General features: G+C 68.7%; 13 protein-coding genes, 1 pseudogene and 1 riboswitch. Of the genes and pseudogenes, 11 read left to right on the top strand and 3 right to left on the bottom strand.

Annotation, left to right across the window (positions count from 1 at the left end; all coding sequences use genetic code 11):
- The first annotated feature begins 80 nt into the window (after positions 1-80).
- The 4 genes and pseudogenes from ctaC (at position 81) to IF19_RS0109820 (ending at position 4454) form a co-directional block, all read left to right on the top strand.
- Positions 81-1049 (top strand): aa3-type cytochrome oxidase subunit II, encoded by a 969-nt coding sequence (gene ctaC, locus IF19_RS0109835; RefSeq protein ID WP_030118063.1) that lies wholly within the window; start codon positions 81-83, stop codon positions 1047-1049.
- Positions 1046-2664: pseudogene (gene ctaD / locus IF19_RS01000000134615) on the top strand (aa3-type cytochrome oxidase subunit I). The gene ctaC and the pseudogene ctaD overlap by 4 nt, the downstream one beginning before the upstream one ends.
- The gene (locus tag IF19_RS0109825) at positions 2661-3059 is read left to right on the top strand and encodes a cytochrome c oxidase subunit 4 (protein WP_030117855.1); all 399 of its coding nucleotides are present in this window, start codon (positions 2661-2663) and stop codon (positions 3057-3059) included. The pseudogene ctaD and the gene IF19_RS0109825 overlap by 4 nt, the downstream one beginning before the upstream one ends.
- A 141-nt stretch (positions 3060-3200) precedes the next feature.
- Positions 3201-4454 carry a L,D-transpeptidase gene (locus IF19_RS0109820; RefSeq protein ID WP_030117854.1) on the top strand — a complete coding sequence of 418 codons (1254 nt, stop codon included), beginning with the start codon at positions 3201-3203 and terminating at the stop codon, positions 4452-4454.
- Between the two features lie 52 nt (positions 4455-4506).
- Here the strand turns inward: IF19_RS0109820 and IF19_RS0109815 are convergent, their stop codons facing one another.
- Positions 4507-4908, bottom strand: coding sequence for a DNA-binding transcriptional response regulator (locus IF19_RS0109815; protein ID WP_030191593.1), 402 nt, complete (start codon positions 4906-4908; stop codon positions 4507-4509).
- Between the two features lie 199 nt (positions 4909-5107).
- On the opposite strand from IF19_RS0109815, the gene ctaE reads away from it, so the two are divergent.
- The 6 genes from ctaE (at position 5108) to IF19_RS0109785 (ending at position 12259) form a co-directional block, all read left to right on the top strand.
- On the top strand, positions 5108-5728 hold the full coding sequence (gene ctaE / locus IF19_RS0109810; RefSeq protein WP_030117852.1) for an aa3-type cytochrome oxidase subunit III: 621 nt from the start codon (positions 5108-5110) through the stop codon (positions 5726-5728).
- Between the two features lie 55 nt (positions 5729-5783).
- On the top strand, positions 5784-6593 hold the full coding sequence (qcrC, locus tag IF19_RS0109805) for a cytochrome bc1 complex diheme cytochrome c subunit (RefSeq protein WP_030117851.1): 810 nt from the start codon (positions 5784-5786) through the stop codon (positions 6591-6593).
- Positions 6590-7642 carry a cytochrome bc1 complex Rieske iron-sulfur subunit gene (qcrA, locus tag IF19_RS0109800; RefSeq protein ID WP_030117850.1) on the top strand — a complete coding sequence of 351 codons (1053 nt, stop codon included), beginning with the start codon at positions 6590-6592 and terminating at the stop codon, positions 7640-7642. The genes qcrC and qcrA overlap by 4 nt, the downstream gene beginning before the upstream one ends.
- Positions 7639-9288, top strand: a complete 1650-nt coding sequence (qcrB, locus tag IF19_RS0109795; protein WP_030117849.1) for a cytochrome bc1 complex cytochrome b subunit — start codon at positions 7639-7641, stop codon at positions 9286-9288. Before qcrA ends, qcrB begins: the two co-directional genes overlap by 4 nt.
- A gap of 123 nt (positions 9289-9411) precedes the next feature.
- The gene (gene trpD, locus IF19_RS0109790) at positions 9412-10476 is read left to right on the top strand and encodes an anthranilate phosphoribosyltransferase (RefSeq protein ID WP_030117848.1); all 1065 of its coding nucleotides are present in this window, start codon (positions 9412-9414) and stop codon (positions 10474-10476) included.
- A gap of 85 nt (positions 10477-10561) precedes the next feature.
- Positions 10562-10679: riboswitch (SAM riboswitch) on the top strand.
- A gap of 197 nt (positions 10680-10876) precedes the next feature.
- Positions 10877-12259 carry an aminotransferase class V-fold PLP-dependent enzyme gene (locus IF19_RS0109785; protein WP_030117847.1) on the top strand — a complete coding sequence of 461 codons (1383 nt, stop codon included), beginning with the start codon at positions 10877-10879 and terminating at the stop codon, positions 12257-12259.
- Positions 12260-12335: 76 nt separating this feature from the next.
- Here the strand turns inward: IF19_RS0109785 and IF19_RS0109780 are convergent, their stop codons facing one another.
- On the bottom strand, positions 12336-12617 hold the full coding sequence (locus IF19_RS0109780; RefSeq protein ID WP_003969641.1) for an Lrp/AsnC family transcriptional regulator: 282 nt from the start codon (positions 12615-12617) through the stop codon (positions 12336-12338).
- A complete protein-coding gene (locus IF19_RS0109775) occupies positions 12614-13363 on the bottom strand; it encodes a rhomboid family intramembrane serine protease (protein WP_030117846.1) in 750 nt (249 codons plus the stop codon). Before IF19_RS0109775 ends, IF19_RS0109780 begins: the two co-directional genes overlap by 4 nt.
- A gap of 193 nt (positions 13364-13556) precedes the next feature.
- Between IF19_RS0109775 and IF19_RS0109770 the strand changes: the two genes are divergently transcribed.
- Complete coding sequence (locus tag IF19_RS0109770; protein ID WP_030117845.1) at positions 13557-13799, top strand: hypothetical protein; 243 nt, start codon at positions 13557-13559, stop codon at positions 13797-13799.
- Positions 13800-13820 lie beyond the last annotated feature (21 nt).

Below are 13820 nucleotides of genomic sequence, written 5' to 3'. Positions count from 1 at the left end.
GCCCGCGTCAGGGCCGGCGACCGACCAGAGACATACGGGCGCGCCGAACCGTGCGGGCGAGACTCTCGGGAAGGCGCTACGTGAGTCCCAACGGCTCCGACCGCTCGTCGCGGCGCCCGATGCGGCGGAAGCTGCCGCAGGTGCTGACTGCGGGCCTGGTCCTGGCGACGGCCTCCGGTTGTTCATACAACTGGGAGGATTTCCCCCGCCTCGGAATGCCCACACCGGTAACGGAAGAGGCCCCTCGGATCCTCTCCCTCTGGCAAGGCTCGTGGGCGGCAGCGCTCGTCACGGGTGTCCTTGTCTGGGGGCTGATCCTCTGGAGCGTCATCTTCCACCGGCGTAGCCGGACCAAGGTGGAGGTACCTCCGCAGACCAGGTACAACATGCCCATCGAGGCGTTGTACACAGTGGTTCCCCTCATCATCGTCTCGGTGCTGTTCTACTTCACCGCCCGGGACGAGTCGAAGCTCCTGGAGCTCTCCGACAAGCCCGCCCACACCATCAACGTGGTCGGCTTCCAGTGGAGCTGGGGCTTCAACTACATCGAGAAGGTGGACGGCCAGCCCGCAGCGGGCCCCGAGTTCCCCAAGGAGCTCGACGCCATCCCCGACCGGTTCCGCGAGGACTTCCCCGAGGGCGCCGGCGGCGTCTACGACGTGGGCATCCCCGGGACCCGCAACCCGCAGAACGGCAACCCGGGTCCGACCCTGTGGCTGCCGAAGGGCGAGAAGGTCCGCTTCGTCCTGACTTCGCGTGACGTCATCCACTCCTTCTGGGTGGTGCCGTTCCTCATGAAGCAGGACGTCATCCCGGGCCACACCAACGCGTTCGAGGTCACTCCCAACCGGGAGGGCACCTTCATGGGCAAGTGCGCCGAGCTCTGCGGCGCCGACCACTCCCGGATGCTCTTCAACGTCAAGGTCGTCTCCCCGGAGCGTTACCAGCAGCACCTCAAGGAGCTGGCTGAGAAGGGTCAGACGGGCTACGTGCCGGCAGGCATCGCCCAGACCGACCCGGCCAGGAATGCGGAGAAGAACCAACTGTGAGCATCCTCAACGAACCTCAGGGTGCCGCTCCGGCAGACGACTCGTACGAGGACGAGCTGCCCGTGCGGCGCAAGCAGCCGGGAAACATCGTCGTGAAGTGGCTGACCACCACCGACCACAAGACGATCGGTACGCTCTACCTGGTCACGGCACGATCATGCTGCTGATGTTCGCGACGCCGCTGTTCGCCGGATTCGCGAACTGGATCATGCCGCTGCAGATCGGCGCGCCCGACGTGGCGTTCCCGCGGCTGAACATGTTCGCGTACTGGCTGTACCTCTTCGGCTCGATCATCGCGGTGGCCGGCTTCCTCACCCCGCAGGGCGCCGCCGACTTCGGCTGGTTCGCCTACTCCCCGCTCTCGGACGCGGTCCGGTCGCCGGGCGTCGGCGCCGACATGTGGATCATGGGTCTGGCCTTCTCCGGCTTCGGCACGATCCTCGGCTCGGTCAACTTCATCACCACGATCATCTGCATGCGCGCTCCCGGCATGACGATGTTCCGCATGCCGATCTTCACCTGGAACGTCCTGCTGACCGGTGTCCTGGTCCTGCTGGCCTTCCCGGTGCTGGCCGCCGCGCTCTTCGCGCTGGAGGCCGACCGTAAATTCGGTGCGCACGTCTTCGACGCGGCCAATGGCGGCGCCTTGCTATGGCAACACCTCTTCTGGTTCTTCGGCCATCCAGAGGTGTACATCATCGCGCTACCATTCTTCGGAATCATTTCCGAGGTCATTCCGGTATTCAGCCGCAAGCCGATGTTCGGCTACATCGGTCTGGTCGCGGCCACCATCGCCATCGCCGGCCTTTCGGTGACGGTGTGGGCGCACCACATGTACGTGACGGGCGGCGTGCTCCTACCGTTCTTCTCGTTCATGACATTCCTCATCGCGGTACCGACCGGTGTGAAGTTCTTCAACTGGATCGGCACGATGTGGAAGGGGTCGTTGTCCTTCGAGACACCGATGCTCTGGGCCGTCGGCTTCCTGATCACCTTCACCTTCGGTGGTCTGACCGGCGTCATCCTGGCCTCGCCCCCGATGGACTTCCACGTCTCCGACTCGTACTTCGTCGTCGCGCACTTCCACTACGTCATCTTCGGCACCGTGGTCTTCGCGATGTTCTCCGGGTTCCACTTCTGGTGGCCGAAGTTCACCGGCAAGATGCTGGACGAGCGGCTCGGCAAGATCACGTTCTGGACCCTGTTCGTGGGCTTCCACGGCACGTTCCTGGTGCAGCACTGGCTCGGTGCCGAGGGCATGCCGCGTCGTTACGCGGACTACCTCGACGCCGACGGCTTCACCGCGCTGAACACGATCTCGACGATCTCCTCGTTCCTGCTCGGCCTGTCGATGCTCCCGTTCTTCTACAACGTCTGGAAGACCGCGAAGTACGGCAAGAAGATCGAGGTCGACGACCCGTGGGGCTACGGCCGTTCGCTGGAGTGGGCCACCTCCTGCCCGCCGCCGCGGCACAACTTCCTCACGCTGCCGCGGATCCGTTCCGAATCCCCGGCGTTCGACCTGCACCACCCGGAGATCACCGCGCTGGAGCAGCTCGGCCATGACTCCGAGTCGGACAAGGCCCTCGCCGGCGGCAAGGAGGCAGGCAAGTGAAGATCCAGGGACAGATGTTCATCTGGCTGAGCGTCTTCATCCTCGTCATGGCCGGCGTGTACGGCGTGTGGTCGAAGGAGCCGGTCGGCACCACGGCGCTCTTCCTGGCCTTCGGGCTGGCCCTCATGATCGGCTTCTACCTGGCCTTCACGGCCAAGCGGGTCGACGCGATGGCCCAGGACAACAAGGAAGCCGACGTCGCCGACGAGGCCGGCGAGCTGGGGTTCTTCTCCCCGCACAGCTGGCAGCCGCTCTCCCTGGCGGTCGGCGGAGCCTTCGCCTTCATGGGCGTCGTCTTCGGCTGGTGGCTCCTGTACTTCTCCGCCCCCATGCTCCTGATCGGCCTCTTCGGCTGGGTCTTCGAGTACTACCGGGGCGAGAACCGCACCCAGTGACACCGCAGACCGTTACACCGCCCCGGCGGTGAAACGCGCTGTACCAGGAAGGGCCCGCGTCGCCGAGAGCGACGCGGGCCCTTCCCTCGTTTGCAGTCACCCGACGCGCCGGAACGGATGAATCTTCCTAGCGTGGACGGCATGAACCACACGCCGCGCATCCGCACCGCAGTGAGCTGCACCCTGCTGGTCGCCACCCTCGTCGCGGGTGCGACCGCCTGTGGCTCCCCCGACGGCCACCCGCTCTCGACGAAGCCGTTCGACGCGAGCGACCAGGTCTCCTTCAACGGCCCCTCCGCCAAGGAGAAGGCCGACCCCGACAAGCCCCTGGAAATCACGGTCAAGGGCGACGACGGGCGCATCACCGACGTCAGCGCCGTCGACACCGGCGGCCGCCACCTCGCGGGCGAGCTCTCCGCCGACGGTCGGCGCTGGCGCTCCACCGCCCCGCTGGCGGCCGGCGCCGGATACACCGTCAGGGTCGCCATGGAGAACGGCGACGGCGCCCCAGGCGTCCGTACGCTCTCCTTCGACACCTCCTCGCCCAAGAAGCTGCTGAAGGTCGCCTTCGGCCCGGAGGCGGGCACCTACGGCGTCGGACAGCCCATCACAGCGGAACTCAGCGCTCCGATCACCGACAAGGCGGCCCGGGCCACCGTCGAGCGCGCCCTGAAGGTCCGCTCCACCCCGGCGGTCACCGGCTCCTGGCACTGGGTGGACGACAAGAAGCTGCACTACCGCCCGAAGGAGTACTGGCCGGCCAACGCCTCCATCGAGGTGCGGTCCAACCTCGCGGGCATCAAGGTGACCAACGCGCTCTACGGAGCCGACGCCAAGCCCCTCCAGCTGAAGACCGGCGACCGGGTCGAGGCGATCACCGACGCCTCGGACCACTCCATGACGGTCCTGCGCAACGGAGAAGTGATCAACACCATTCCGGTCACCACCGGCAAGCCCGGGTTCTCCACCCGCAACGGCGTCAAGGTGGTCCTCGCCAAGGAGCAGTTCGTCCGGATGCGCGGCGAGAGCATCGGCATCGCGGCCGGCTCGTCGGAGTCGTACGACCTGCCGGTCTACTGGGCCACCCGGGTGACGTGGAGCGGCGAGTACGTGCACGCCGCCCCGTGGTCCGTCGGCTCCCAGGGCAGTGCCAACGTCAGCCACGGCTGCACCGGCATGAGCACGAGCAACGCCGAATGGTTCTTCGACACCGTCCGGGAGGGCGACATCGTCAAGGTCGTCGGCAGCGAGGGCGAGGAGATGGACCCGTTCGGCAACGGGTTCGGCGACTGGAACCTCTCCTGGGAGAAGTGGCAGCAGGGCAGCGCCCTCCACGAGGGGGCGCCGGACAGCCCGCAGACCCTCCAGGCGGCCCGGCTGCGTCCCCACGTCTGAGACCCGGGCCGGACAGGCCGCCGGGCGTCGAGCATCGGGCCGTGGAGGCCGCTCAGGCCTCCACGGCCAGCCGCTGCCGCAGCAGGGCGGCCAGCGCGTCGGCGAACTCCACCGGCTCCACCGGCAGCGTCACCGCCGCCTCCGCGCGGCTCCAGGTGGCCAGCCACGCGTCCTGGGGGCGGCCGATCAGCAGGAGCACCGGCGGGCAGCGGAAGATCTCGTCCTTGATCTGGCGGCAGACGCCCATCCCGCCGACGGGAGCCGTCTCCCCGTCCAGGACACAGACGTCGACGCCCCCGGCGTCCAGCGCCGCGAGGACGGCGGGGAGCGTCGCGCACTCCAGGAACTCCACCGGTGGAACGTCCGCGGCGGGCCGGCGTCCGGCTGCCAGCCGCACCTGCTCCCGGATGTTGGCGTCGTCGCTGTAGACCAGGACCGTGGCGGTCGCCTGCATTGTTCCTCCGTGACATCGACGTCGTCGGGGCTCTCGGGGCATGAACCGATGCGCGGATCGTACTCCGCCCGACCGGCCGTCAGCACCGGTAATGACGACCTTCGGATGGGCCGTTCGGCGCAGGGCGCGACCCCTGCGGACGGTACGGACACACCGAACGGCACCCCCCGGGGTGAGGGCGGGATAAGCGACCGACATAATGTCGGTCGTGGCGACAGCAACGACAGTAGAAACCGGGCACGCGCACCCGTCGGTCAATCGGCCGAACCTCACCAGCGTCGGAACCATCATCTGGTTGAGTTCCGAGCTGATGTTCTTCGCGGCCCTCTTCGCGATGTACTTCACCCTGCGATCGGTGATGGGACCCGAGTACTGGAAGGAGATGTCCGACCATCTGAACTTCCCGTTCTCGGCGACGAACACCACGATCCTGGTGCTCTCCTCACTCACCTGCCAGCTCGGCGTCTTCGCCGCCGAGCGGGGCGATGTGAAGAAGCTCCGCACCTGGTTCATCATCACGTTCGTGATGGGTGCGATCTTCATCGGCGGCCAGGTCCTGGAGTACACCGAGCTGGTCAAGGACGCGGGGCTCTCCCTCTCGTCCGACCCCTACGGCTCGGTGTTCTACCTGACCACCGGCTTCCACGGTCTGCACGTGACAGGCGGTCTCATCGCCTTCCTGCTGGTCCTCGGCAGAACGTACGCGGCCAAGAGGTTCACCCACGATCAGGCCACCGCCGCCATCGTCGTGTCCTACTACTGGCACTTCGTCGATGTCGTATGGATCGGTCTGTTCGCAACGATCTACATGATCAAGTAACCGGGCTCGCACCCGCCCACCATCGACGCAGAAGATCCTGACACCGGGGTAATCCGTGAAAAAGCTCTCCGCACGACGACGCCATCCGCTGGCGGCGGTCGTCGTACTACTCCTCGCGCTGGCGGCTACCGGGGGGCTGTACGCCGCGTTTGCGCCTGCGGGCAAGGCGCAGGCCGATGAAACCGCCCAGTCCCTCGCCATCGAAGAGGGCAAGAAGCTCTACGCCGTAGGCTGCGCCAGCTGCCACGGAACCGGCGGTCAGGGCACCACCGACGGGCCGTCCCTCGTGGGCGTCGGCTCCGCCGCCGTGGACTTCCAGGTCGGTACGGGCCGCATGCCCGCGCAGCAGCCGGGCGCCCAGGTACCGAAGAAGAAGGTCATCTACAGCCAGGCGGAGATCGACCAGCTCGCGGCGTACGTCGCGTCGCTCGGCGCCGGTCCGATCACGCCGACCGACAAGCAGGTCGACCCGGCGGGCGCGGACGTCGCCAACGGTGGCGAACTGTTCCGCACCAACTGCGCCCAGTGCCACAACTTCACCGGTAAGGGCGGAGCCCTGACCGAGGGCAAGTACGCGCCCGACCTCGAAGGTGTGAGCCCGAAGCACATCTACGAGGCCATGCAGACCGGCCCGCAGAGCATGCCCTCCTTCCCCGACACGACGATGCCGGAGCAGGAGAAGAAGGACATCATCGCGTACATCGAGACGGTGAACGGCGACAAGACGGAGAGCCCCGGCGGTCTGGCCCTCGGCGGTCTCGGCCCGGTCAGCGAGGGCCTGTTCGCCTGGATCTTCGGACTCGGTGCGCTCGTCGCAGTCGCCGTTTGGGTCGCGGCCCACACCGCTAAGGCCAAGAAGTCATGAGTAGCCAACAGATTCCAGAAGACAACCTGCCCGTGGTGCAGGAGACCGCGCACGGCGCGGTGGAGCGTTCGGACGACCCGTTCGCCGACCCCGGGCTGCCGGCCCACCAGCCGCGCATCCAGGACCTCGACGAGCGCGCAGCGAAGCGCTCGGAGCGGGCCGTCGCGCTCATGTTCACCCTCTCGATGCTGGCGACGGTGGGCTTCATCGCCTCCTACGTCATCTTCCCGGTGGACAAGATCGTCTACATCTGGCCCTTCGGCCACGTGAGCGCGCTCAACTTCTCCCTGGGCCTCACCCTCGGTGCGGCGCTCTTCTTCATCGGCGCGGGCGCCGTCCACTGGGCGCGCACCCTGATGTCCGACGTCGAGGTCGCGGCCGAGCGTCACCCGATCGAGGCGACCCCCGAGGTCAAGGCCCAGGTCATGGCCGACTTCGCGGCCGGCGCCGAGGAGTCCGCGATCGGCCGCCGCAAGCTGATCCGCAACACCATGTTCGGCGCGCTGGCCCTGGTGCCGCTCTCCGGCGTGGTCCTGCTGCGCGACCTCGGTCCGCTGCCGGAGAAGAAGCTCCGCAAGACCCTCTGGGCGGAGGGCAAGCAGCTCATCAACATGAACACGATGAAGCCGCTGCGCCCCGAGCACATCACCGTCGGGTCGCTGGCCTTCGCCATGCCCGAGGGGCTCGACCCGGAGGCGCACGACTTCCAGACGCAGATGGGCAAGGCCGCCCTGATGCTCGTCCGCATCGAGCCGGACGACATCAAGGACAAGCGCCAGCGGGACTGGGCCCACGAGGGCATCGTCGCCTTCTCCAAGGTCTGCACCCACGTCGGCTGCCCGATCAGCCTCTACGAGCAGCAGACGCACCACGTGCTCTGCCCGTGCCACCAGTCCACCTTCGACCTTTCCGACGGCGCTCGCGTCATCTTCGGTCCCGCCGGCCACCCCCTTCCGCAGCTGCGGATCGGTGTCAACAGCGAGGGCAACCTCGAGGCGCTCGGCGACTTCGACGAGCCCGTCGGTGCTGCCTTCTGGGAGCGCGGATGAGTACTGCGACGACAAACCCCTCCGCCGCCGAACCGGCGAGCGGGCGCAAGGCCCCGGCGGGTGAGCGGGTCGCCGACTGGGCGGACGGCCGCCTGGGCATCTACGGCCTGGCCAAGGCCAACATGCGCAAGATCTTCCCGGACCACTGGTCCTTCATGCTCGGTGAGGTCTGCCTCTACAGCTTCATCATCATCATCCTCACGGGTGTGTATCTGACGCTGTTCTTCCAGCCGAGCATGGGCGAGATCGTCTACCACGGTCCGTACGAGCCCATGCAGGGCATCCGGATGTCGGAGGCGTACGCCTCGACGCTGAAGATCAGCTTCGAGGTCCGCGGTGGTCTGCTCGTGCGGCAGATCCACCACTGGGCCGCGCTGATCTTCCTCGCCGGCATGTTCGTGCACATGATGCGCGTCTTCTTCACGGGCGCCTTCCGCAAGCCGCGCGAGATCAACTGGATGTTCGGCTTCCTGCTGTTCGTGCTCGGCATGTTCACCGGGTTCACCGGTTACTCCCTCCCGGACGACCTGCTCTCCGGTACGGGTGTCCGCTTCACCCAGGGCGCGATCCTGTCCGTGCCGATCGTCGGCACGTACATCTCGATGTTCCTGTTCGGCGGCGAGTTCCCCGGCCACGACTTCGTGGCCCGGTTCTACTCGATCCACATCCTGCTGCTGCCGGGCATCATGCTCGGTCTGCTGGTGGCCCACCTGATCCTGGTCTTCTACCACAAGCACACGCAGTTCGCGGGTCCCGGCCGGACCAACAAGAACGTCGTCGGCATGCCGCTGCTGCCCGTGTACATGGCGAAGGCCGGAGGGTTCTTCTTCCTCGTCTTCGGCGTCATCGCGGCCATCGCGGCCATCGCCACGATCAACCCGATCTGGGCCATCGGCCCCTACCGGGTCGACCAGGTGTCCACCGGGGCCCAGCCCGACTGGTACATGGGCTTCGCCGAGGGTCTGGTCCGTGTCATGCCGGGCTGGGAGATCAACCTGTGGGGCCACACGCTCGTCCTGGGCGTGTTCATCCCGCTGGTCGCCTTCGGTCTGGTGCTCGGCGCCATCGCCATGTACCCGTTCATCGAGTCCTGGGTCACCGGCGACAAGCGCGAGCACCACATCCTGGACCGCCCGCGCAACGCCCCGACACGCACCGCGTTCGGCGCCGCGTGGATCACGGCGTACTTCGTCGGCCTCATCGGCGGCGGCAACGACCTGTGGGCCACGCACTTCCACCTGTCGATCAACGCGATCACCTGGTTCGTCCGGATCTTCTTCTTCCTCGGACCGGTCATCGTCTTCATCGTCACCAAGCGGATCTGCCTCGGCCTCCAGCGCCGCGACCGGGACAAGGTGCTGCACGGACGCGAGTCCGGTCTCATCAAGCGCCTGCCGCACGGTGAGTTCGTCGAGGTCCACGAGCCGCTCAGCCCGGGCCAGCTGCACACGCTCACGGCGCACGAGCAGTACCGGCCGGTCGAGCTCGGGCCCGAGGTCGACGAGAACGGCGTCAAGCGCAAGATCTCCCCGGTGCAGAAGCTGCGCGCCAAGCTCAGCAAGGGGTACTACGGCGAGGGGAACCAGATCCCCAAGGCGACCCCCGAGGAGTACAAGGAGATCAGCGAGGGCCACGGCCACCACTGATCACCTGAACTGATCGCCACCGCGAGAGCCCCGTCCATTCGCTGGACGGGGCTCTTCGCGGTCCCCGGGGCTGGATAGGGTGGAACCCATCCATCTGACCGGCTGTGGACCCTGGAGCGGACCATGAACGTGGTGACCCCGAGCGGCGGCGACGGCGTGGCGGCCCCCTCCTGGCCCGGCCTCCTGAACCCGCTCCTGCGCGGCGAGGACCTCAGCTCCGAGGAGACCGCCTGGGCCATGGACCGCATCATGAGCGGCGAGGCCACCGACGCGCAGATCGCCGGGTTCGCCGTGGCGCTGCGGGCCAAGGGGGAGACGGTCGACGAGGTCACCGGGCTGGTGCGCGCGATGTACGCCCACGCCAACACCATCGAGGTGCCGGGCCGCACGGTCGACATCGTCGGCACCGGCGGCGACCTGGCCAGGACGGTCAACATCTCGACCATGTCCGCGATCGTCATCGCCGGCACCGGCGCCAAGGTCGTCAAGCACGGCAACCGGGCCGCCTCCTCCGCCAGCGGCTCCTCCGACGTGCTGGAGAAGCTCGGCGTCAACCTGGAGCTGACCCCGCGACGGGTCGTCGAGGTCGCCGAGCAGGCGGGTATCACCTTCTGCTTCGCCGTGAAGTTCCACCCCGCCCTGCGGTACGCCGCCAAGGCCCGCAAGGAACTCGGCGCGCAGACCACGTTCAACGTGCTGGGCCCCCTCACCAACCCGGCGCAGGTCCGCGCCCAGGCGGTCGGCGTCGCCGACGCCCGCATGGCGCCCATCGTCGCGGGCGTCCTGGCCGACCGGGGCAACTCCGCCCTGGTCTTCCGCGGCGACGACGGACTGGACGAGCTGACCACCACCGCCACCTCCCGGGTCTGGGTGGTGCGGGACGGCGCGGTCCGCGAGGAGGCGTTCGACCCGCGCGACGTCGGGCTGCCCATCGTCCCCGTCGAGGCGCTGCGCGGCGCGGACGCCTCGTACAACGCCGATGTGGCCCGCCGGCTGCTGGACGGCGAGGGCGGGGCGGTCCGGGAGGCGGTCCTGCTCAACTCGGCGGCGGCCCTGGTCGCCCTCGACCCCGGCAGCGGAACGCTCGACGAACAGATCGCGGCGAAGATCGCGGTCGCGGCCGAATCCATCGACTCCGGGGCGGCCAAGCGGGCCCTGGAGCGCTGGGTGACGGCCAGCAACGCCTGAGAAGGCCCCACCACGGGAGAGGGCGCGGTCCGGATGCCGGACCGCGCCCTTGCGCGCACGGACACATGTGGCAAGATGCTGCGCAGGTCATGAGTGACAGCGACTACGGCCCCGGCCCGCTGTCCGGCAACCCTCCGTCCGTGGCGGGGTGCCCCGGGTGAAGACCAGGCCGTAGGCAGCGAGGTCTGCGGCAAGCGCGGGCCCCTCGGCATCCAGCGGATGTCAGCCCCCGGGGTCCTGGTCCCTAGGGAGCCTTCTGTGAGCAAGCGAATGCGGTAGGGCCCTTTCGGCCCCCGGGCCGGTCGGCCCTTCTTCCGCGCACCTCTTTCCTCATCTCCTCCTTGCGCTGCCGCGTATCCGCCGGCGCACGGATTTCGCCTGCCTGTAACGGGAGTTCGCCATGTCTGTCACCACCGCTGCCCTCGACCCGTCGGTCTGTGCCCCGCTGCCCGTGCTGGGACAGGACGTCACCGTTCCGCTCGTCACCGGCGGTGAGGTCGTCTACGCCGCGCTCGACTACGCCGCCAGCGCCCCGGCCCTCCAGCGGGTCTGGGACGACGTCGCCGCGTACGCCCCGTACTACGGCAGCGTCCACCGCGGCGCCGGCTACCTCTCGCAGCTCTCCACCGACCTTTTCGAGAACAGCCGCCGCACGGTCGCCGAGTTCCTCGGCTGCCGCGCCGAGGACCAGGTGGTCTTCACCCGCTCCACGACCGACTCCCTCAACCTGCTGGCCGCCGCGCTCCCCGCCGACTGCCAGGTCTTCGTCTACGAGACCGAGCACCACGCGTCCCTGCTGCCGTGGCGCGACGCCCGGGTCACCTACCTCGACGCGCCCCGCACCCCGGCCCAGGCAGTCGAGACCCTGGAGCGCGCGCTGGCCGACCGCGACCCCTACGGCCCCGCCCTCGTCTGCGTCACCGGCGCCTCCAACGTGACCGGAGAGCTGTGGCCCGTGAAGGAGCTGGCCGCCGCCGCCCACGCGCACGGCGCCCGTATCGTCCTGGACGCCGCGCAGCTCGCCCCGCACCACCCGGTGGACATCGCCGAACTGGACGTCGACTGGGTCGCGTTCTCCGGGCACAAGCTGTACGCGCCCTTCGGCTCCGGAGTCCTGGCCGGCCGCGCCGACTGGCTCCGGGAAGCCGAGCCCTACCTCGCCGGCGGCGGAGCGTCCCGCAAGGTCTCCCGCCGCGCCGACGGCGGTGTGGACGTGGACTGGCACACCACCGCCGCCCGCCACGAGGCCGGCTCGCCCAACGTCATCGGCGTCTACTCCATCGCCTCCGCCTGCAAGGCCCTGACCGAGGCCGGTTTCGACAACCTCGTCGCCCGGGAGCAGGAGTTGGTCTCCCGGGTCCGCGAGGGGCTCGCCGAGGTGCCCGAGGTGCAGGTGCTCTCGCTGTTCGGCGACGACGCGCCCCGGGTCGGCGTCATCTCCTTCGTGGTGCGCGGCTGGAACAGCTCGCACTTCGCCGCCGCGCTCTCCGCCGAGTACGGCATCGGCGTCCGCGACGGCCTCTTCTGCGCCCACCCGCTGGTCCGCACCCTGCTCGGCAGTGACCCGCAGGACCCGGGGGAGTGCGGCGCGCCCGAGGCCGAGCCGGGCGAGCGCTCGCTCAACGCGATCCGGGTGAGCTTCGGAGCCGGTACGCCCGACGAGCACATCGACCGCTTCCTGCGCGCGGTCTCCGAACTGGTCCGCGACGGCGCCCGCTGGAACTACCGCACCGAGGACGGCCGCTGCGTCCCGGACCGCGGCGAGGCCGCCCGTACCGCCTGAGACACCCCGGCCGGGGACGGGCGCGCTGCCCGTCCCCGGCCGGGGTGCACCGGAGTCACGCGTCGGTGCACCGGAGTCACGCGTCGAGGCCGATGGCGAACGCCGCTTCCAGGTCGTGCTGCGAGTACGTACGGAAGGCCACATGGGTGTCGGTGCCCTCGACGCCCGGGATCTTGCTGATCCGGCCGGGGATGACGTCGGCGAGGTCGTCGTGGCGGGCGACCCGGACCATGGCGATCAGGTCGTAGGTGCCGGTCACGGAGAAGACCTCGCTGACGCTGTCCAGCGCGGCGATGGCCTCGGCGATCTCCGGAATCCGGTCCACGCTGGTCTTGATGAGCACGATCGCGGTGATCACGGCTGGCTGTCTCCCTCGGTGGCTGGAGTCCTCACTCTAGCCCGACGCCCGTAGCCCGCCCACGCGCAGAGGAACCCGGCTGCAAAGCCCGCCACGTGCGCCAGATACGCCACTCCGGGGCCCGCGTCCGCGCCCTGCGCCGCCGCCCACTGGAGGGCGAACCAGAAGACCAGCACGATCCAGGCGGGGAAGCGCAGCGGCAGGAAGAAGAGGAACGGGAACAGGCTGGTGACCCGGGCCTTGGGGAAGAGGTACAGGAACGCGCCCAGTACCGCGGAGATCGCGCCCGACGCCCCGACCAGCGTCTGCTCGGAGTCCGCGTGCGCCGCCGCGTAGCAGACCAGGGCCACATAGCCGCAGCCCACGTAGAACAGGGTGAACCCCACGCGGCCCATGCGCTCCTCGACCATCGCGCCGAACACGTACAGGAACAGCAGGTTCCCCAGCAGGTGCAGCCAGCTGCCGTGCACGAACAGCGCGGTGAACGGGGTGATCAGCGCGTGCGCGGAGCCCTGCCACAGCTCCGCCGGGATCACCCCCCACCGCTCGAAGTAGGCGGCCTGGGCGGCGAGCAGCGCGTCCTCGGTGCGGTGCGCGGCGCCGCCGAACCCGGAGAGCGGGCTGATCAGGAACACCACCCCGCAGACGCCGATGAGTCCGTACGTGACCGGGGCGCCGCCCGCCGTCGCCGAGTCCCTGATCCTCCTCGCCGTGGTCCGCCAACCGGCCTGCCGCCACTCGATCATGTACAGAGCATGACGTAACGGCTCAGAACGGGAGGGAGCGCCTCGCCGTGCCGATGGCTATACGCGAGGCCGTAGGGTTACGCCAGGACTTCCGCAGTTCGACGGCGCACCGCGAGATCCTTGACGTAGACAGGTGGAGACGCGGCGGCGCGCCCGGCGCGGACTCCTGGAGACGACGAAAGAGGACGCAACGATGACGACGGTTCCCCTGCCGACCGACGGGACCCGCTGGCGCTGCACCCTGTGCGGCAACCTCACGCGCTTCGACGTGACCCGTTTCTCCAAGGTCGTGGAGTACGTCCACCTCGACCTGGCCGGTGAGCCGAGTGTCGAGGAGCGGGAGGTGGTCAGTGAGACCATCGAGTCGGTCCGTTGTCGTTGGTGCAACGCGGTGGACCAGATCGAACTGGTGGACAAGCCGGGCGCCGCTTCCTGAGGAGCGGGCCCTTCACGTATA

The sequence above is a fragment of the Streptomyces californicus genome (assembly GCF_000717645.1).
GTDB classification, from domain to species: Bacteria; Actinomycetota; Actinomycetes; order Streptomycetales; family Streptomycetaceae; genus Streptomyces; species Streptomyces californicus.
This window is presented reverse-complemented; position numbering and strand designations above follow the sequence as displayed.

Excerpts from the sequence above, each read along its gene's own strand:
- qcrA (WP_030117850.1), top strand. The coding sequence starts at position 6,590 with ATGAGTAGCCAACAGATTCCAGAAGACAACCTGCCCGTGGTGCAGGAG.
- IF19_RS0109820 (WP_030117854.1), top strand. The coding sequence starts at position 3,201 with ATGAACCACACGCCGCGCATCCGCACCGCAGTGAGCTGCACCCTGCTG.
- trpD (WP_030117848.1), top strand. The coding sequence starts at position 9,412 with ATGAACGTGGTGACCCCGAGCGGCGGCGACGGCGTGGCGGCCCCCTCC.
- IF19_RS0109815 (WP_030191593.1), bottom strand. The coding sequence starts at position 4,908 with ATGCAGGCGACCGCCACGGTCCTGGTCTACAGCGACGACGCCAACATC.
- ctaE (WP_030117852.1), top strand. The coding sequence starts at position 5,108 with ATGTCGGTCGTGGCGACAGCAACGACAGTAGAAACCGGGCACGCGCAC.
- IF19_RS0109770 (WP_030117845.1), top strand. The coding sequence starts at position 13,557 with ATGACGACGGTTCCCCTGCCGACCGACGGGACCCGCTGGCGCTGCACC.
- IF19_RS0109785 (WP_030117847.1), top strand. The coding sequence starts at position 10,877 with ATGTCTGTCACCACCGCTGCCCTCGACCCGTCGGTCTGTGCCCCGCTG.
- IF19_RS0109775 (WP_030117846.1), bottom strand. The coding sequence starts at position 13,363 with ATGATCGAGTGGCGGCAGGCCGGTTGGCGGACCACGGCGAGGAGGATC.
- qcrB (WP_030117849.1), top strand. The coding sequence starts at position 7,639 with ATGAGTACTGCGACGACAAACCCCTCCGCCGCCGAACCGGCGAGCGGG.